This window comes from Kitasatospora sp. NPDC088351, from assembly GCF_040685575.1.
In the GTDB taxonomy this organism is placed as follows: Bacteria; Actinomycetota; Actinomycetes; order Streptomycetales; family Streptomycetaceae; genus Kitasatospora.
In genome coordinates this window covers 47131-65655 of the sequence record NZ_JBFBIL010000001.1, presented here as the reverse complement: position 1 = coordinate 65655, position 18525 = coordinate 47131, and the positions used below count along the sequence as shown (strand labels likewise).

The following is an 18525-nucleotide window of genomic DNA, read 5'->3' as shown; positions in this document are numbered from 1 at the left end:
GCGACTACGGCATGGCGGTGCCTCGGACCGCGCTGTCGGCGAAGGCGCAGAGGGCTTTCATCGAAGCGCCGAGAGTGACTGTGGTGTCCAGTGTGAGAGCTGGCTGGTCGGGCTCGGTCCATGAGAGTTCAGGTGCGTCGGGCGCGGGGCTGCTCCTGTACGCGGGTGAGGCGCGGAGAGCGTCTCGGGCGTGTCTGAGGTCCTCCGGCGCACGTACATGGATGAGGTGGAGTCGTTCGCCGAGAAGACCAGCGGCGATTCGGCGCTCTGCGGGAGTGGAGGTCACCAGGGTGACGATGCCGATGGGGTGCTGGCCGGCGGCGTACGCGAGCGCCTGGATGGTGGCGATGCGGTCTTCCGGTGACCAGCCGAGGCCCCGGAGGACGCCGATGGTCCGCTGCTCGTCCGCGTCGTACAGCCCGCAGCCGTCGCTATGCTCGGCCTGGAGGTAGGCGAGGAGGCTGCGGGCGAGCGTGGACTTGCCGGAGGCCGGCAGGCCCATGAGCCAGAACACCGGCCGTGAGGCGGATCGACTCATTCGGTGTAGCCCCACCACTCGCACCAGGTCCTGAGCAGCGGCGGGATCTCCGTGTCCGTGGGCGGCGGGGTGGCGGCTTGGATCGTGCCGGAGGCGATCTGGGGTGACCAGTCGCCGATGCCGTAGACGAAGGGGCCGTGGTCGTGGCGGCCGTAGTCGAGCATGGCCGGTTCCCAGGGGATGCCGATGTACTCGCACAAAGCCTTGCAGGTGGCTTCCGGCTCGGTGGTCAGCTGCTCGTAGTTGACGTTGATGGAGGTGGGCACGTTGGCGGCGGCTTCGTCGAGGCATCTGGCGAACTTGTCGACGGTGATGGCGGCTTCGGCGAGGTCGGCGGCGTCGCCGGCGCGGCGGATGGAGTCGGCGATGGCCACCGGGTGGCGGTGCAGGATGATGTAGCGGGCTTCTGGCCAGCATTCGGTGATCCGGCGCCAGATGAAGACGTTGCCAGGGGACTTCTCGACGAGCACCCTCTTGTCGGCCTGGGTGAGTTGGCGGTGCAGCAGCCGGTCCCACAGCAGGTGCTCGAGGTCTCGGTGGCTGAGTCCAAGGGTGCGCATGGACAGGTCGGTGAACTCGTCGTCGACCGTGACGGTGAGGCCGCCGAGGTGGAGCTCGTGCGGGGCGTGTACGTCGGGGTGGGAGCCGAGCAGGCACCGCAGCAGGGTTGATCCAGAGCGGATCGTGGACAGGACGAAGACGGGTGAGGGGACGAGGCGGTCGTCAGACACCGAACTCCTCCTTGGCCGCGTGCTCGCGTTCGGTGAAGACGCGAAGGCGGGTGGCAAGGTCGCGGCGGTAGTGGGCGGAGCCGGGTTCGGTCTTCTCGTCGCAGTGGAAGACCCGCAGCGGCAGTTGGTGGAGGTAGCCGATGCCGGGCCCTCGCGGGTGGGCGAAGGTGTGGGAGAGCCAGTCCTCGTAGTTCATCCAGCTGTGGCCGTCGTCGTGGAACCGGTCGCCGGGGATCCCGCCGGCCTCTGCCATGACAGGCCGCGCCCGCTCGGTGTCATAGATCAGGAAGTGCGAGGAGACCCGGTTGACCGAGCGGGCTCTCTCGCTGAGGGCGGGGCCGGTGTCCTCGAGCTTCCACTGCCAGCAGTCGTGGTCGTCGATGCGCTGGGCGAGCGCGAGCTGCGGGCAGGTGTCGAAGGTGTCGGCGATCTCGGCGAGAACATCGGTGGCGTTGGGGCCACGGAAGGCGACGACATCACCCTCGATGGTGATCAGGAATCGGCTCTTGTCGGTGACGAAGTGGGTGTGGATGTTGTTGGCCTGATCACCGGAGGCCCGGTGGCGGGTGCGCCAGCGCAGCCGGACCTCGTCGAATCCCCAGGTGGTGTGAGCGAGTTCGGTGATCTCGTCGATGGGGGCGCTTTCGGCGCCGTCCACGACGAGCACCAGGTCGTAGGGGTGCCGGGTGCCACGGCACAGGGCGTCCAGGGTGGTGGGGATGGTGCGGCGCAGGAGCTCGACGTCCTTGTGGACGAGGTAGGCGATGGTGAACGCGGGCGGGTAGGTCATGGGTTCACCAGCCCGCCGGTCCGGTCACGTCCACTGCCGCTTCCCTGCTAGGCGCGTTGGTGGCGGTGAGCAGGGAGTGGATGTCCGTCAGCATGGCGGAGGTGAGATCGCGGGAGGCGTCGAGCAGGGTCTGCTCGATGGCGTGCGCGATCTCCTCGGCGATGTGGGGGTGGCCCACGCACATGCCCATGACCTGGTATTTGGCGGCGGCGCCGAGTCCGATGCGGTCGGCGAGGTCCTGGAGCGCGAACAGGTCGAACACCACGGTGCCGCTGCGGTAGAGGTGCTCTGCGAAAGCCGCGGTGTAGCGGGAGACGAGGGCGCGCACCGACGTGTGAAGCTCCGGGCGAACGGTCGCCTCCTCCATGGCGCGGGCGACCTGGTCGGGCAGGAAGACGAACGCGCACCGGTAGAAGTCGGAGGTGCCGAGCATCCGGAAGCATCCGGTGCGCTCCAGCAGGTCGACCATCCGCTGGTAGGTGGCCTGACGGGCGTCGACGAGCCGGCCGATGCCCTCGGTGCCCTGGTGCTTCATCAGGGCCCATAGCTTGAGGGATTCGAAGCCGCGGGAGCCGTAGAACGGGGTGATCAGCCCGAGGTCGAGGCAGTCAGGATTGTCGGCCTGGTCCGGGTAGCGGGCGAAGCGGCCGAGAGCGTTCGGGTCACGGAAGAGCGCGTAGCTGGAGGGGTAGCTGACGAACAGGCCCTTGTGCGGGTCGAGGGCCACCGAGTCGGCGCGTTCGATGCCGGCCAGCTGGACCTTGAGCTTCTCGGAGAACAGCAGGCTCCCGCCGTGGCAGGCGTCGACGTGGAACCAGACGCCGTGCTTCTGGCAGAGGTCGGCGAGTTGCTGGAGGTCGTCGATGCCGGTGGTGCGGCAGTTTCCGGCGACACCGACGACCATGAAGATCCGCTTGCCGGGCGGTGGCGAGGCCAGCAGCAGCGCTACCGAGGCGGGGTCGCTGGTGAAGTTGGGGGTGGCGTCGGCCCACAGCAGCCCGTTCGCGCCAAGCCCGAGGGCCTGGGCGGCAGCGAGGTAGGAGAAGTGCTCGACCCCGCCGGCGAGGAGGATCACCGGCTGCTCGGGCACGGCACGCAGGCCGCCCTCGCGGACCTCGGGATAGATGTGGGCGAGAGCGGCGGCGATGGCGATGTGGTTGCTCATGTTCCCGCCGGAGGTCCACATCCCGCCGAGACTGGCGAGCCCTTGGTAGTCGGCCAGCGGGGTGACGGGGTAGCCGACGAGTTCGCGCAGCCAGGTGATCAGTTGGGCTTCGATCACGCTGGCGGCCGGCGCGCTGCGGTCGAAGGCGATCAGGTTCTGGTTGAGGAAGGTGGCGACGATGTCGGCCGCGAGGGCGGCGACACTGTCGCCGGTGTCCGGAAACGCGAGGTAGCGGGGATCGGCTTGGGAGATCGACCAGCTCGCGATCTCGGCCAGGGACTCCAGCAGCTGCTCGTCGCTCGTCCCTGCTACGGGGACGGGTTGGGCGAAGCGGTCGATGAGTTCACGAGCCGTCGCGTGCCGCAGGACGAGGCCGTCCCGCAGCTCTCCCGAGGTGAAGTCGAGTCCGAGGTCGACTGCCCGGTGCAGCAGCGCGCGGCTGTTGTCCAGGGGCCGTTGGCTCAGCAGGGCGGGCGGTTGGGGGTCAGACACGTCCGAACTCCATTCGATACACGCAGCCTTCGCACGAGGACCAGGCGGGTCCTTGGAGGAAGGAGTCCCGTAGCGATCCGTACGGCTTCGAGGTCCAGATCTCGGCCATCGGCGCTTGGTGGATGTTGCCGAGCACGTTGCCCGGGGAGGACTCCATGTGGACACAGCACGGCGTGACGTCGCCGTCCTTGGTGATGTAGCTGGCGTCCCAGGGCCACGGGCACACGGCGTCCGCAGCAGCGGGCGAGGCCAGGCGGGAGTAGTCGAAGATCGACAGCTCCACGGCGCGCTCGTCGGCCCGGGCGAGGCCCGCCTCCAGACGCGGGACGACGTCCCGCACGGGGAGGGCGAACAGGGACTCGGTGTTGAGGGTCTTGTCCTCTCCCCAGTGGTGCAGGCTTTCCACGCTGATGCGCGTGAGCCCGTGGTCCGCGACGAAGTCGACGATGGCGGGGAACTGCGCCAGGTTCGCCGAGGAGAGCGTCACCGCGGCGGACAGGCCCGCCTCCCGGCCCTCGGTCAGGGCAGCCGCTTCACGCAAAGCCGCGCTCAGTTGGCTGAGGCGAAGCCCGGACCGCATCCGCCCGAGGGTGGCGTCGTCCGCCCCGTCGACGCTGATCGCGATCAACCCCAGCCCGGCGTCGAGGATGGGCTCGAGGCGTCGGCGCACGAGCAGGCCGTTGGTGTTGGTCGAGGTGAACACGGAGCGGTCGGTGCACGCCTGGACGTAGGCGGCGAAGTCGCGGACGATCAGCGCCTCACCCCCGCCGACGAACGAGACGTGGCCAAGACCCGGCAACTGGTCGAGGAGCGCGACGAACGCCTCCAGCGACAGGTGACGGCCGCTGCTCTCGTGCACCGCCCGCAGGCAGCCGGCGCAGGCCAGGTTGCACAGGTCGGTGAGTTCCACCTGGAGGTACTGCGGAGCGGGGGTAGGTTGGCCGGGGACGAGCCCGTAGCGGTCGAAGTCGTCCGTGACGAGGAACTTCCGAAAGCGCTCAGGAACCACGACCGGAGACACACGCTCGGGCATCACGCCGACACCACCTTGCGGTAGACAGAGACGATCTCGTCTACGAAGAGCTCGAAATCCTGCACCCGCCGCCCGAAGGACGGCACCCGAGGCGCCCGGTGCCGGGACGCGGCGTCGAGCGCCCGCGTCCAGGCAGCCGGAGCCCGGTAGTCCTCGACCAGGTGGAAACCCGGCTCGTCCGCGAGGTGGCGCATGGACGGCACGGCCGAGGACCACACCGGCACCCCCAACGCCCGTGCCTCGTGCGCGACCAGCGGATGGTTCTCCCACCACTGAGAGGGCACCAGCAGCACTCGGGCCCCAGCCAGCACCGGCCCCACCTCCGTGCGCGACACCTACGGGAGCCAGCGCACCCGAGGATCGGCAGCGGCCAGGGCTCGCATCCGCTCCTCGTACACCTTGTCGTCCGGCACGGTCGCGATCAGCAGCGGGAGCTCGGTATCGCTGGCACGGAAGGCATCGAGCAGCACGTGCAGCCCCTTCTCCGGAGAGCACCTGCCCAGGAACAGGAGGTACTGTCCGGCCGGTCCTGTCGTGGCGAGCGGCGCCCAGGCGGAGGGCAGCCCGTAGCAGGCCCGGTCACGGATGACGTTGCCCAGGTCGACGCCGGCGTTCCCCAACTCAACGGCCTGGTGCGGCGTCTGTGTCCACAAGGCCCGCACTCGCCCGTTCAGCCAGGCCACGTTCCGCGCCCGCCAGTCCGTCACATCCCCGACGGCCTCCCGGGGAGCTTCGAGGCAGCCGAGGCAGTCCCGGGACGCCGCGGTGACTGTGCACTGCGTGCCGCTGGATCGGACGACGAGCTGATGGTCGGGGCACACCGCGGTGTAGTCGGTCAGCGTGGCGACCACCGGCACCCCGCACAGGGACGGCACGTTAAGGAACTCCAGACCGGTGCGGCTGAAGTGCAGCACGTGGACGAGATCCACGGGGGGCCGCGTCGCGAGCAGCTGTTCGACGCGGCCGGCCTGCTCCGCCTCCTGAGCGCGCCACCCAGCTGGGTAGTCGTCGGTGAAGACCGCCGGGAGGCTCAGGTACTCGTCGGCGGTGCGCTGGTGCGGCGGTGGCGGATCGCCGGCCGCGAGCCAACTGACATGCAGCCCGCGGGCTTTCAGCGCCCGGGTGAGGTCGTCGGCCAGGATCTCCGTCCCGCCGGCGTTGTCGTCCGCGAACCGGTGCGTGGCAAGAAGGATGCGCACAAGCCACCCCCTCAGCAGGTGTTGCCCTGGAGACCGGCCCATCGGCCGATCGGTGTGAGGCCCTCGGGGATGCGGCCGTTCACACCGGCCGCACCGGGTTGCTCCACTGCTTCCGGCCCGGAGAGACGAAGTCCCCCGGCTCCGCTGCGGTCGAGCACGGCGAACGGCTCGTGGAGGGTGAGGGCGGTCCAGCCCCCGTCCTCGAAGTCCACGAACACGTTCACCCCGAGACCGGCCTCGGCGTCACCGTGCGCGGGCAGCGGCACCAGGAGCCGGACCTGCGCACCCGCCCAGGACAGGTCCACGTCGGCGGCGTCCTCCCATACCGGGTCGGGGTGTGGAATCCGCCGGAAGCGGTCGGTCGGAGAGGCGAGCCAGAAGGCACCGTCACGGGCGCACCGCAGCTGCTGCTCGCCAGGCCACTGCTGGGCGGCGAGGTCGTGCAGAGTGGGGGCGCCGGGGCCCAGAGGCTGCAGACGGACGCGGACGCCGCGCACAGTGTCCGGTGTGCTGCCCAGGTCGAGGCGCACCGCCAGCCCGTCGGCGCCGATGGCGAGCGAGGCGGACAGGCCGGGCGGGTGCACCAGCCCGCCGCGCACCCGGCCGGGCCCACCGAGCGCGATGGCAGGCTGCTCCGTGCCCGGAACCGTGTGCAGGCGGGCCGCAGGCAGGTAGGCAGCCTCGGGAGCGGCGGCGAGCGCCTCGTCCGTGAGCCCGTACGGGGACGGCAGCGCGTCCAGCACCTCGGGGTGCTTCTCACGAAGTGTGACGACGAGGCGGACCGCCAGGTCGGTGATGAACCGGATCAGGTCGCACTTCACCTGGTCGGGCTTGGTGATGTCCCCGTTGGCCAGGACCGCCTGGTAGTAGCAGCCCCCGCCGCAGACGTACCGCGAAGGGCAGGACGAGCACACGTCACGGTCGTCGACCACCAGGTCGAGGTACTTGCGCCGTTCGCTGTCCTCGACGCCGGTGGAGGCGTGCCCGATGTGCCAGCCGGACTTCCCGATGAAGTGCGCGCAGGGGTAGAGGTTGCCGTTGGTGTCCAGGTAGGTGCCGCTCTTGCCGGCCCCGCACCGGTAGACCTGCGCCGCCCGGTCCTTCACGCGGTAGAAGAACCGCATGAAGAAGTCCTCGGAGTTCAGGGCGATCAGCCGCGCGAGGATGCCCTCCGGCGGCTGGGCGAGGATGTGGTCCACGAGCTCGGCGTAGCCCTGCCGGAAGCGCGGCAGCGTCTCGGCGTTGAGCGCGTATTCCTTGTCGTAGGTGGCGTTCACCGGCTTCATGTAGATGTTGCGGGCGCCGACGTCCTCGAAGAGATGCCGGAAGATCGCGGTGAAGTCGGTGCAGTACGCGGTGAGGACCGCGGAGACGCCCATGTCGGGGTGGCGGGCCAGCACCCGGTCCAGGACAGAGCGCACGTGGTTATAGGTGCCTCCGCGACCGTTGGTGTAGAAGCGGACCTTGTCGTGGACGTCCCTGGGGCCGTCGAGGCTGATGTCCTGGGGCGGGCCGAGCTTGTCGGCGAGCTCCGGGGTCATCGACAGGGTCGCGTTGGTGACCATGGGTCCGGCCCACACGACGCTGACCGGCGAGTCGGCGAGGCCCTCCTCGACCATGGTGTGGACCGCGTCGTGCATGTGGCGCACCAGCATGGTCTCGCCGGCCAGGCCGAAGTCGACGCGGCTGTAGCGCGCGTCCTCCTCGACCAGCCGTTTGCGGTGGGTCGCGAGGCCCTGCATCACCGTCTCGAGCGGGATGGTGACGGGCTTGGCGTCCGCGTGGACGCGGTCGCGGAACGAGCAGTAGGTGCAGCCCATGTTGCAGGAGTCCGTCAGGGAGAGCTGGGCCTGCGGGTACGCCTCCCGGTAAGAGGTGATCTGGTGGACCGGCTCCAGGTCGCCGCAGGGGCACGGCTGGTTCGGAGCGGTGATCTGACCGCCGCGAACGTGGAAGACGTAGCCGTCAGCGAACGAGATGTGCAGGGCATCGCTGGTGGAGCGCGTTAAGGCGTCGCTGATCACGGTTGACCTCTCAGGTGGAGATGGCGCGGATCGGGGCGGAACGGAAGATCACGGGAGTCGGGGACCAGGCAGCCCGAGTCGTTGGCGCAGCCGGTCCAGCCGTCCGGCGAGCCGGGAGCACTCGCGCTCCGCATCGCCGCCAGCCTGTTGAGACGGGTCGGCCGCCTCCCGCAGAGCGAACGTCTCGTGGACGAGGCCGCGCAGCTCGGCGGCCTCACGGTCGCCGATTAGCCCAGGCAGGACGGCCAGTTGCTGCCCCAGCGTCACCGGCCGCGGTGACAACGTCGGGGTGACGAAAACGAGGCGCGCCAGCGCGGCCCGGGACTCGAACCAGAGGTACTTGGCGGTGTCCTCGCGGCCCTGCACCTCGTACTGGCTCGGTCGGCCGAGTACCTCGGTGGAAGGGGTGGGCAGGAGGGCGGCGGTCCAGCCCGGGTCGTGGTGCGCGGAGCCGGGCCGCCGGAGCTCGCACCACTCGTGCAGATCCCGGCTCACCCGGCCGTCGGCGCTGACGAGATCGCGCTCGACCGGCCGCGCGGCGGACCCCTCCGCAGCCAGCCCGAGGCAGCCGAGCGCCTCGATCACCAGGTCCTCCGCCGGCCGATACCCGGTCGGGCACTCGGCGGAGCTCAGCTCGAAGTCGACGTCACTATTGAGACCCAGGACCCCCTGGGCACACGAACCGCGCAGGAGAAGATCCAGATCGTCGCGCCCCAGGACAGCAAGAACGACACGAGCGAGACGGCTGGTGAGCTCCTCGGCGACCTCGGCCCGCTCACAGGCCGCCGCCCACCCGCTCGTCGATGCCAACCCGGTCAGACGCCCCACGAGTTGTGGCAGCGGCTGCGCCCCACCCGGACGTTGGCTCTCGACGGCGGAGAACAGCGCAAGCATCCAGCCCCGCCGCAGCGCGTCCACGCGGGAGCCGGTCGGTCCAGAACGCTCCGCCAGAGTGTGCAGCTGCCCGAGCAGGACCGCGTAGGCGGTGTCCCCGTGCTGCTCCCGCAGCCGCGCGGTCAGCAGGGTGTGGAAGACACCGAGCCGCTGCGGAAGGACGTCCTCGGCGAGGTGGCCCAGGTCGGCCGCGCTGGCCGGTGCGGCTTCGGAAACCGGGAGCTCGCTGGCCAGCGTCGCCTCGATGCCGTGCCGGCGTACCTCTTGCTGCGACGTGGCCGCCGACATCCAGGTGGCCAGGACGGTCTCGAAACCGTCCAGCGCCGGCTCGTCCCGGGGCGCGGAAGCAGGGATGTGTTCCCTGAGTCGTAAGTCGTCCCCGAAGAGGTCCGACCAGGCGATATCCCACTTCATCAAGGTCAGCCGGTCAGGCGCGGCACAGGGTGGAACGAGGAGCGCGTCCTCCCAGTCGATCAGGACCGTCCGGCCGCCGTGGCAGAACATGTTCCGAGGGACGCACCCGGATGCTTCGACTCCACGAGCGAGCAGCGCCGTGAGGAGTTCTGCGACCGCCTCGGCGGACAGTCCCAGGCGTGTAGCCGACGGTGCGGAGAGTGGGGTGCCGAGATAGGGGGACACCAGCGCGGCTCTGCGGCCAGGCAGGTGGACCACCTCGGGTACGCACACCGTCACAGCTCCGAAGCCGGCGCTCATCAGCCCGCTGAGGCGACGGGCGGCCTCGGCGGCCAACCGCTGCTCGGAGATTGCCTCCTCCGCGGAGCGGATCTTCGCGACGACGTCGCGCCCCTGGTGGCGCAACCGACGCACCAGTCCGCTGACGTCGAAGAATCCAGGGTGCTCGAAAGCCCTCTCCCCGCCCTGTACGTCGAACGCCCGCTGGACCGACACCGCCAGGTTCCGCGAACCATCAGCACCACTCAACAAGCCGCTCACCCCGCTCCCCTCCCGAGCGCCGTACGCAGGCTTGCCACCGTAGTCGCTCGGTCACGTTGTGTTCGATCGAATTATCGGATTCACCGAACGGCCTTCGCCGGATGCCGCCGATGGGAAGCGGAATGGGCGGAGCTATTTGCTGATGATCAATCAAGGGCACTGTGGTGGATGCCCGTTCGGTTGGCGCTCGGCTAGGGTCGAGGGGCTCGGGGCCGGGGTTAATGAGTCCGCCGGCCGAGAGGGCGTGGGATACTCAAGGCGCGGCGCCGACCGTCCAGGGGGTGCCGCCACTGTTTGACTCCGTGCGGCTCAGTACACGGCTCCGCCTTCTCACAGAAGTGGTCCCTCCTTCTATGGCTACGGTCCTCTCCATCGCCGACGCAGTGCAGCAGCGCTTCACCAAGGCGCTGTCCACCGCGTTCCCCGACGCCGCGGACAGCGACCCCCAGCTGCGACGAAGCGACCGTGCGGACTTCCAGGCCAACGGCATCATGAGCCTCGCCAAACCCCTGCGGGCCAACCCGCGAGAGGTCGCCGCACGAGTCCTGGAGAACCTGGCCGCCGATGAAGTGATCGCCGACCTGGAGGTCTCAGGACCGGGCTTCATCAACGTCACCGTCACGGACACCGCGATCCTCGACCGGCTGGCCGCCCGCGCGGCGGACACCCGCCTCGGAGTGGGCAGCAACGCCGCACCCGGGGTCACGGTGATCGACTACAGCCAGCCGAACATCGCCAAGGAGATGCACGTCGGCCACCTGCGCTCGACGATCATCGGCGACGCCCTGGTGCGGACCCTGGAGTTCTCCGGCGAGAAGGTCATCAAGCGCAACCACCTCGGCGACTGGGGCACCCAGTTCGGCATGCTCATCCAGTACCTCGTCGAGCACCCGGGCGAGCTGGACGAGGGCACCGAGCCGGCCGAGTCCGGCCCTTCGATGTCCCGCCTGAACCGCCTCTACAAGGCCTCCCGCGTCCTGTTCGACAGCGACGCCGACTTCGCCGACCGCTCCCGCCGGCGTGTTGTCGAACTCCAGGCCGGCGACGCCGAGACCGTCGCCTCCTGGCAGCGCATGGTCGACGAGTCGAAGCTGTACTTCGAAGCCGTCTACGCCAACCTCGGCGTCCTCCTCGAAGACACCGACGCCATCGGCGAGAGCTACTACAACCACATGCTCGCCGACGTGTGCGCCGACCTCGAAGCCTCCGGCGTCGCGGTTCGCTCCGACGGCGCGCTGTGCGTCTTCTTCGACGACCTCAAGGGTCCCGACGGCGAGCCGACCCCGCTCATCGTCCAGAAGAGCGACGGCGGATTCGGCTACGCCACCACCGACCTCGCCGCCATCCGCGACCGCGTCGGCATGCTCGGCGCCGACCAGCTCCTCTACGTCGTCGACAGCCGGCAGGCCCTCCACTTCCAGATGGTCTTCGAGACCGCCCGGCGCGCCGGCTGGCTCCCCGAGAGCGTCCGCGCCCTGCACCTGCCGTTCGGCACCGTCCTCGGCAAGGACGGCAAGCCCTTCAAGACCCGCTCCGGCGAGACCGTCCGCCTCATGGACCTCCTCGACGAAGCCGTCGACCGGGCCCGCACCGTCGTCGCCGAGAAGAGCCCCCAGCTCGCCGCCGAAGAACTCGAAGACCGGGCACGACAGGTCGGCATCGGCGCGGTCAAGTACGCCGACCTCTCCACCTCCCGCACCCGCGACTACGTCTTCGACACCGACCGCATGGTCTCCCTCAACGGCGATACCGGCGCCTACCTCCAGTACGCCTACGCCCGCATCCAGTCGATCCTGCGCAAGGCCCCCGAAGGCGCCACGCCGACCGCACACCAGGGCCTGGCCCTGGAGCCGGCCGAGCGCGCCCTCGGCCTCCTCCTCGACGAGTTCGGCGCCACCATCAACCAGGTGACCACAACGTTCGAGCCCCACCGCCTCTGCGCCTACCTGCACAGCCTCGCGTCGGCGTACACCACCTTCTACGAGCACTGCCCCGTCCTCAAGGCGCCGACCCGTGAGGTCATGGAGACCAGGCTGCTGCTCTGCCAGCTCACCGGTCAGACCCTGCGACAGGGTATGGACCTCCTCGGCATCGGAACACCCGAGCGGCTTTAGATCATGCTGGCTGCGGGTAACGCCAACTTCAACACCCTTTCCAGCCCGTGCGGCTGGGCCGATTCAGCAGTGGTGAGGTCCGTGCGCACTGGATTGCTAATTCTCGGGTGCTGAGATGGACGAAGTAGGCGCCCTCGGGAGGGTGGCTGAGGTCGAGGTGATCGGGAGCCTGGAAATCTCGGGTCCAGGCTTCTTCAACCTCGCGATCTTAGATGCAGTGGCCCCTGAGGGGCTGGTCGTGCGATGACCCTCGCGGCCGAAGCCGTGTTTCTGCTGGCGGTGGGAACTATAGATCCCGCGTCGTCAAACGTGCGATCTCCAAGAGCAATGCCAGAAACATCATCGCCCGATCAGCTACATGGCCAGCATCTATCCAGTGCTGATGCTTAATCAGTTACCTAGCCGAGGATCCTCACTGGTGATTGGTCCAGGGGAGTCGAACCAAAGGGCCGCCCCCCGAATGCATCAGAGCCCTGAAGTGATCAACGAGGTGGGAAACTGCCTTGTTGTCACGGATAATCGCGCCAACCTCCAGGTTGTCGCTGTACGCGCTGTCGGTGAGATTGGCGCTTCCTATCAGAACGATGCTTTGGTCAGCGGCAATAACCTTGGCATGCATGCTGCCGCGTCTGCCACCGGGTCCGTGCCGCTCATCATTCGCCCATTGCCAGAGGCGAACATCTGGATGAAAGCGCAGCTCGTGGAGCGCAGTCCGCCCGTCAGTGCTCCCATGCAGTCTGCCGCCGGAAGTGTGTGCAGTCTCCAGGACCAGGTCCACACTGACGCCGCGATCTGCCGCGGCTTGGATCTCGCGGACAATCTCCCGGATGCCGAAGGCAGCGTAACTGGTGACCAGAAGCGTGCTGATGGCTGTCCGGATCACATCGATCGCCACGGATGCAGTGAGCCTAACCGGCACTGCGTCGCTCATGGGGCCCGAGACTGCGATCTCGACATGGTGCGTGGCAAGGTCCTGCTCGTACCGGATGCTGGCAGTTTGGAGGGCCAGGGCGAGTGCCGGCCCAGGCAATTGCGGATCCGTTGCTGTCCAGGAGGACAGCAGCAGGGCGGCGCGCGGCCCGAGGCCCGCGCCTGGGTGCGCGGCGATGAGACGTGCCTCGGTCCGTTCGTCGGGGGTGGCGAGGGTACGTAGGACGCCGATCCAGGCGGTGAGGTGCGTCGTCGGGAGGCTGGTGACGAGCTCGGAGAGTACTTCGGGCAGGACCGGTACGGTTCGGCCCGTGTCACGACCGGTCATGTTGTGAAGAATCCTCCTGGTCGGCCGCTGAACGTCTCGACAAGCAGTTCGCGGTCCAGGAAGTGGTTGCCTCGTTCGCATGATGTCTCCGCAGCGAACAGGCAGGCGTGGCAGGCTGCGCCGTGCAGACGGCCGTGGGCGACCGGGTTGTGGTCAGCGCACAAGGGGTCCGAGCCGCACAACCGCGCGGCCTCGAGGGCTTGGTCGATCAGCGCGCCGAGCCGATGCTGTCCCCCGAGAGTGACCAGGCCACCGAGGGTGCCTTCGCTATCGGGGGCTGCCGTGTAGAGCAGGATTCCGGCCATGGGATCACTGCCGGAGCGGGCGTAGATCCGCTCGCCGATTCCGGAAGCGCCGTAACCGCATTCCAGGGCGAACTCGCGGATCAGGACGTGGGCGAAGGTGTGAAGGAGGAGGTAGCGGATGCCAGGCCATTCCGCATCGGTCCGACGCTGGGCGCACCACTTCTGGTGCGCCGCCATCAGGGTGCCGGCACGTCTGATGACGTTCGGGTCCTGCTCCCAAGCCGCGACCTGCTGCTCGTCGAAACGCAGGAAGATGCCCTCCCCACGGGTTTCCGCACACGGCACCCAGCTCGGCACTGAGCTGGAGAGCGGTGCGCGGTTCTCCTCCAGCGCCAGGCCGCCGCTGGTCGCAGAACCCCATTCCGGTGCGTCGATCCGGCTGAACCCATAGAGGGCGGATACCTCGCGCAGCCGCTTGACGAGGCGTACCTGACTGAGCCAGTCGCGGTGCGAGGACGGTACGGCTTCGTTGCTGACACTGAAGTCGGGGTGGTTCTGCGGGCCGCCGGTGAAGGCAAGCCATTCCGGCCCAGCGATGTCCAACGCGTCAGCGGTCTCGACGACACCGCTCCGGTTCCCGGCCTGATGCCGCGCGATCGAGTTCAGAACTTCGTCCGCACCGAATCGCTCGAGCTGAGGCCACATCACCTGAGTCGGCAGGACCAAGCGCGCTGTCTCGTGCGGCAGTTGTGCCACGACCTGCAACCCGGCCCAGTGCTCTGCGACTGCACTGTCCACGGGGTTCTCAGCGTGCGGAAGGGAGAAGACCCGGAGCTGCATCGCAAACCAGCCGTTTGTGGCACCCAAGGCCATGGTTCGCGTCTGCTCGGAGCAAGGCTCGAAAGTCCCCAGATGCGGGTGCCGCCCTCGGCAGGCCGGCAGCACCATTTCACTGCGAGTGCCGATTGCCTCTGCCATGGACCGGGCCTTGACCCCGTCACAGGAGCATTCCACGAAGATGTTCGCAGCCTCACCCGTCGTGCCCCGCTCGACCAGCTTGAGCGTGTGGTCCGGTCCGTACGGCTCCCCGCGGTGGACGAAGTACATCCATGGGAAGTCGTCCACGTGGCCGGCGGGGCAGGCGGAGACGAATCGGGCCGGCACAGCGGTCGGCCGTTTGCGGCCGGTCTCGCGGCAGGAGTGGACGAACCGGGTCTGGTCGGGAGCCACGCTGTTGGGCAACAGATGAAAGAGCCCGGAGTCGGCTGGAGCCAACCGGTTGCAGCGGTTGTCGGTGCATCGCAACCAGCCAGGGAAGACCGCGACCGGGACGCCGATCCGCGACCACGCGCCGCTGAAGTCGTTCGGGTCCTCCGGGGTGTACGGCGGCATCCGCAGGTTCTGCACCTGGGGGCCGAGCTTACTGCGCACCGCGGCGAGCAGCCGCTCTTCCGGCACGATTGCTGCCTGCTCCAACTCCCACTCGTCGAGCCCGAGGATCATCACCGAGAGGTTCGGCAGGTCCGCGACTGCGCCGACGCCGTACGTGTGGAGCAGTTGGCTGGGCCTCAGCTCCCCGACCCGCAGGTCGGTCGTCGACCGCGATCCGCTTGCCACGCTCGTCATGAGAAGTCCCCTTCGTGTGCGGCGCCGCCGACGTCCGTGCTCGTGCGTGGGAGAAACGGATGCTGTTCATGGTCCTCGGCGCTGCCTGGCGCAGTTCGTAGAACCAGTCGGATGCCTGGCTCGACTTCGCGTAGCGATGTCGGACAAGTCGTGCGCTTCCACGGGCCGGAGTCTGGGCTATGGAGCAGGCTGACGATGTCGTCGGCCTTGCCCTTCGCGTCGAAAACCAGCCGAGTCGCCGGGCGTCGCTGCTCGCGGGCCCACAGATCCAGGATGTTGTCGAGTTCCTCCCGTACCCGGGCCGCGATGTTGCGATCGGTTGCTACCTCGCCGGCGCGGCGTTCCAGGTAGCGCACGATGTGGTCGGCCGTCCGGCTCCGTGTGTCGAAGGTCTGCGCGCCGAGGTTTCCGTTGTCACTGGCCTCCAGGTTGCGGGCCAGCGCTACCAGGACGCCGGTCAGGCCACGGTCTATGGCTCGCTCGGCGAACGGAGTAACTGACAGGGCTTCGACGTGCCGGTACACGGTGGCGTGAAAGTGCTCGAAGGTCTCGTAGTGGGAGAGGTCACGTGGCCGGGCCCAGTTGAAGACCGTGAAGACAAGACCGGGGGCGGCACGGCCGACGCGGCTCGTTGCCTGGATGTACTCGGCCGTGGACTTGGGCTGGTTGGCGACGACCATCACGCCAAGCCGGGAGACGTCGACTCCAACGGCGATCATATTGGTGGCGAGGAGAACGTCGATCGGCGTCAGCCTGTTTGCCCTGGGGAAGGTGTACTCGAGCTGTTGGAGAATATCCGGGATCTTCTCCGAAGTCAGGCGTGAGGTGAGTTCCTCGAGCCGCAGGTCGTAACGCCTGGACAGACCGCGTTCGTTGATGCGTTCAAGTCGGGTGGAGACGTCGTCCTCGACCGAGAGGCGCATGCCGCCGAGATCCCGCAGGCTGTTGAAGTAGCCAACCAGCGTCATGTACGGATCGGTCACCGGATTGTGTCCGTACTTCTTATGCACGGTCTGTGCAGCGGCGAGTACGGCGACATACACCCGGATCATCGTGGACTTCGTGCGCACCCCCTGCGCACAGATCCCGATGTAACGACGCCCGGGGTGAGACTCAGTAGGCCGCTGCCGAGCGAAGAAGCTGTCGCCAATCTCCAAGCCCTGCGGCGGGAAGACTTCGGTACGCCGGTCGAAGAGCGCATGGATCTGCCGCTCCGCGCGGCGGACAGTGGCCGTCGAAGCAATCACCTTGGGCCGCGCGGTCTTGCCCGGCGCATACTCCCAGGTGGCCAATCGGTCGACTGCTGCCTCGTACAGGCCGGTCAGTGAGCCAAGGGGGCCGGAGATCAGGTGCAACTCGTCCTGCACGATCAGGTCCGGCGGACGCACCCGCGGGGCTGCGGTGAGTTCTGCGGAGGGATGACGCCCCTCCGCGAGATGGCTGCTGGCTTCCCACTCCTCCTCCGCGATCTGAGCCGTGACGTACCCATGCCGGGAACAGAGCCGTGAGGCCCGCCCGAACAAGGCCTGTGTGCGCCCGTTCCACGCCAGCTGTGCGAACTTGTCGACTGTCGCGATGACCAGACTCGGCAGCACCCGATAGATCTCCTCGTCGACTACGACGACTGGCAGGCCTTCCCCATGCGGGTCCCAACGGCCGAAGGGACAGGAGAACATGTCCGGGCACCGCAGGTAGGTGCGGCGAAGGGTCATGTCGACATCGACGTCGCGCCCCTTCTCGATCTTCGTACCGCACCATGGGCAACTGGTGAGCTGGTAAGGCGTGCCCGAGTTCTGGTTGGGCCGTCCACTGGCCCGACGCACGTCTTTGACCCAGTCATTGGCCTTGTCGGTCGTGTTCGGGGAGACCTTCCCGCCGACCCACAGGCCGATTCGGAACGGCTCCGCTCCCCATCGCGTCTCGTCTGCTCGACGCAGGACCTCGCACGCGCAGATCAGTGCGGCAGCACGCTGGAACTGCTGGATTGTCAGCAGCCTCAGGGTGTAGCGCATGAGGACCGCAATCCCGTGGCCGGCGTCGAGGCCACCGAGGTTCGGTCGCAGCCTACGGATGGCGAGGGTGTAGGCGGTCAGGCCGAGGTACGCCTCCGTCTTGCCACCACCAGTGGGGAACCACAGTAGGTCTGCCACCGCCTCGGCCCCCGTGGCGCGCTCCGGGTGGGCCGGATCTGTCAGAGCGGGAAGGTTCAACAGCAGGAACGCGAGCTGGAAAGGACGCCAAGACCGGTTCTTCGGCTGGTCCTCCTCAACAAAAATCTCTTGTGCGTCGCGATGTTGATCACGACGCCGGGCCGCGGCGACCCGGGTGTGGATGCGCTGCAGGTGCATCGCGCTGTTCGCGAACCGGAACGCGGCCAAGGCGTCAGCATCCCTGAGAACCAGCTCGATACCCGCCTCAATTCGGTCAGCTGCTCGCTTTGCCTCCGTCAGCGCCTCACCGGCCTGGACCCTGTACTCGTCGAGATGCTGACCTTTCTGTCCAATCCGTTCCTCGGCCTGGCTGATCCACGCTCGATATCCGCCCACCAATGGCATCAGCCCCGCACGCAGCTCCTCCGTTCCGCCGGCGGCCAGCAACTTCATGTCGACCAACAGGTTGGCCAGCTCCGGCAGGTCTGGGTCTGCGTCAAGGGACGGGGCGTCGGTGTGCGCAATGTCGTACTCCGGCGCGGCCTTCGTTTGAACCGTGATGGCCGTCATGGGATCAGCGCTACTCGCTGTTGCGTGTACGCCGGTGGCGTGCCCCACGGCGAACTCCGGGCTGAAGCGGTACGCCATCGCCAGACGCCGCTGCTCACCCCGGTCGGCAGTGTCGCCACCGGAACCGGGTTCGTGCCGAGGCAGGAATACGGCCGCGCCATCCACCCCAGTCGCCGACAGTTCGGCCTGGAAGGCCCAGTGCAGCGCGGAGTTGGAGTCGGTCTCGGTGGTGTTGACCAGGAACAACGTGACCAGCCAGTCGCTCTGGAAGCGGCGGACGCGTCCGCGCAATACCATCTGCGCGTCCTCGGTGTCGAGTACGAGCCGCTCGACGGACCCCTCAACGAGCTTGATCGGCACGCTGCCGGAGTGCTGCTTGCGCCGCCAGATCAGCTTCTCGATGCTCGGGTCCGTCGAATGCGCGCGAATATAGCGTGCCCATGCGCCGGCCACCTCAAGGGACTCGACGTCACCTCGCACGCGCGCCGTGAACCCGATCGAGGAGGGGCTGAGGCTCGGCACGTTCGGCGCATCCGCGTCCGGTGATCCTTCATCAGCACCTGGCAGTCTGCTGTCACTGAGCGAGGCGTCCTGCTCCTCCGGAAGGATCGCGGTGCCGTTCGGCGCAAGCCGGCCGAGGACGTACCAATCGGTCGGTGAGTCCGCGACCTCCTCCACGTCGCCGCCCACCGGCCCGAGCAGGTCCCGGACCACCAGCTCGGCCAGCTCGTCCCGCACTACG

Annotated in this window: 13 protein-coding genes; 1 reads left to right on the top strand and 12 read right to left on the bottom strand. The window is 68.1% G+C overall.

The window, feature by feature from the left end; all coding sequences use genetic code 11:
• Positions 1 to 4: 4 nt before the first annotated feature.
• From AB0P06_RS00240 to AB0P06_RS00200, 9 genes are read right to left on the bottom strand one after another with little or no spacing between them, the layout of a single operon-like run.
• Entirely contained in the window at positions 5 to 538 is a 534-nt protein-coding gene (locus tag AB0P06_RS00240; RefSeq protein ID WP_363603856.1) for an adenylyl-sulfate kinase, read from the bottom strand.
• Positions 535 to 1269 carry a sulfotransferase gene (locus AB0P06_RS00235; protein WP_363603854.1) on the bottom strand — a complete coding sequence of 245 codons (735 nt, stop codon included), beginning with the start codon at positions 1267 to 1269 and terminating at the stop codon, positions 535 to 537. The genes AB0P06_RS00240 and AB0P06_RS00235 overlap by 4 nt, the downstream gene beginning before the upstream one ends.
• On the bottom strand, positions 1262 to 2059 hold the full coding sequence (locus AB0P06_RS00230) for a hypothetical protein (RefSeq protein WP_363603853.1): 798 nt from the start codon (positions 2057 to 2059) through the stop codon (positions 1262 to 1264). Before AB0P06_RS00230 ends, AB0P06_RS00235 begins: the two co-directional genes overlap by 8 nt.
• Before the next feature lie 4 nt (positions 2060 to 2063).
• Positions 2064 to 3716 carry a pyridoxal-dependent decarboxylase gene (locus tag AB0P06_RS00225; RefSeq protein ID WP_363603852.1) on the bottom strand — a complete coding sequence of 551 codons (1653 nt, stop codon included), beginning with the start codon at positions 3714 to 3716 and terminating at the stop codon, positions 2064 to 2066.
• Complete coding sequence (locus AB0P06_RS00220) at positions 3709 to 4749, bottom strand: radical SAM protein (RefSeq protein ID WP_363603851.1); 1041 nt, start codon at positions 4747 to 4749, stop codon at positions 3709 to 3711. Before AB0P06_RS00220 ends, AB0P06_RS00225 begins: the two co-directional genes overlap by 8 nt.
• A complete protein-coding gene (locus AB0P06_RS00215) occupies positions 4749 to 5069 on the bottom strand; it encodes a hypothetical protein (protein ID WP_363604192.1) in 321 nt (106 codons plus the stop codon). The genes AB0P06_RS00220 and AB0P06_RS00215 overlap by 1 nt, the downstream gene beginning before the upstream one ends.
• A gap of 15 nt (positions 5070 to 5084) precedes the next feature.
• The gene (locus AB0P06_RS00210; RefSeq protein ID WP_363603849.1) at positions 5085 to 5948 is read right to left on the bottom strand and encodes a glycosyltransferase; all 864 of its coding nucleotides are present in this window, start codon (positions 5946 to 5948) and stop codon (positions 5085 to 5087) included.
• A gap of 11 nt (positions 5949 to 5959) precedes the next feature.
• Entirely contained in the window at positions 5960 to 7972 is a 2013-nt protein-coding gene (locus tag AB0P06_RS00205) for an SPASM domain-containing protein (RefSeq protein ID WP_363603847.1), read from the bottom strand.
• A 48-nt stretch (positions 7973 to 8020) separates the two neighbouring features.
• Entirely contained in the window at positions 8021 to 9820 is a 1800-nt protein-coding gene (locus AB0P06_RS00200) for a hypothetical protein (protein ID WP_363603846.1), read from the bottom strand.
• Between the two features lie 353 nt (positions 9821 to 10173).
• On the opposite strand from AB0P06_RS00200, the gene argS reads away from it, so the two are divergent.
• Positions 10174 to 11934, top strand: a complete 1761-nt coding sequence (gene argS, locus AB0P06_RS00195; RefSeq protein ID WP_363603844.1) for an arginine--tRNA ligase — start codon at positions 10174 to 10176, stop codon at positions 11932 to 11934.
• A gap of 412 nt (positions 11935 to 12346) precedes the next feature.
• Here the strand turns inward: argS and drmC are convergent, their stop codons facing one another.
• Genes drmC through drmA form a run of 3 tightly spaced genes read right to left on the bottom strand, consistent with a single transcriptional unit; the run spans position 12347 to position 18521 of the window.
• Positions 12347 to 13192, bottom strand: a complete 846-nt coding sequence (drmC, locus tag AB0P06_RS00190) for a DISARM system phospholipase D-like protein DrmC (RefSeq protein ID WP_363603843.1) — start codon at positions 13190 to 13192, stop codon at positions 12347 to 12349.
• Positions 13189 to 15063: a DUF1998 domain-containing protein gene (locus AB0P06_RS00185; protein ID WP_363603841.1), complete on the bottom strand. Its 1875-nt coding sequence runs from the start codon at positions 15061 to 15063 to the stop codon at positions 13189 to 13191. The genes drmC and AB0P06_RS00185 overlap by 4 nt, the downstream gene beginning before the upstream one ends.
• The gene (drmA, locus tag AB0P06_RS00180) at positions 15060 to 18521 is read right to left on the bottom strand and encodes a DISARM system helicase DrmA (RefSeq protein WP_363603840.1); all 3462 of its coding nucleotides are present in this window, start codon (positions 18519 to 18521) and stop codon (positions 15060 to 15062) included. The genes AB0P06_RS00185 and drmA overlap by 4 nt, the downstream gene beginning before the upstream one ends.
• Between the last annotated feature and the right edge of the window lie 4 nt (positions 18522 to 18525).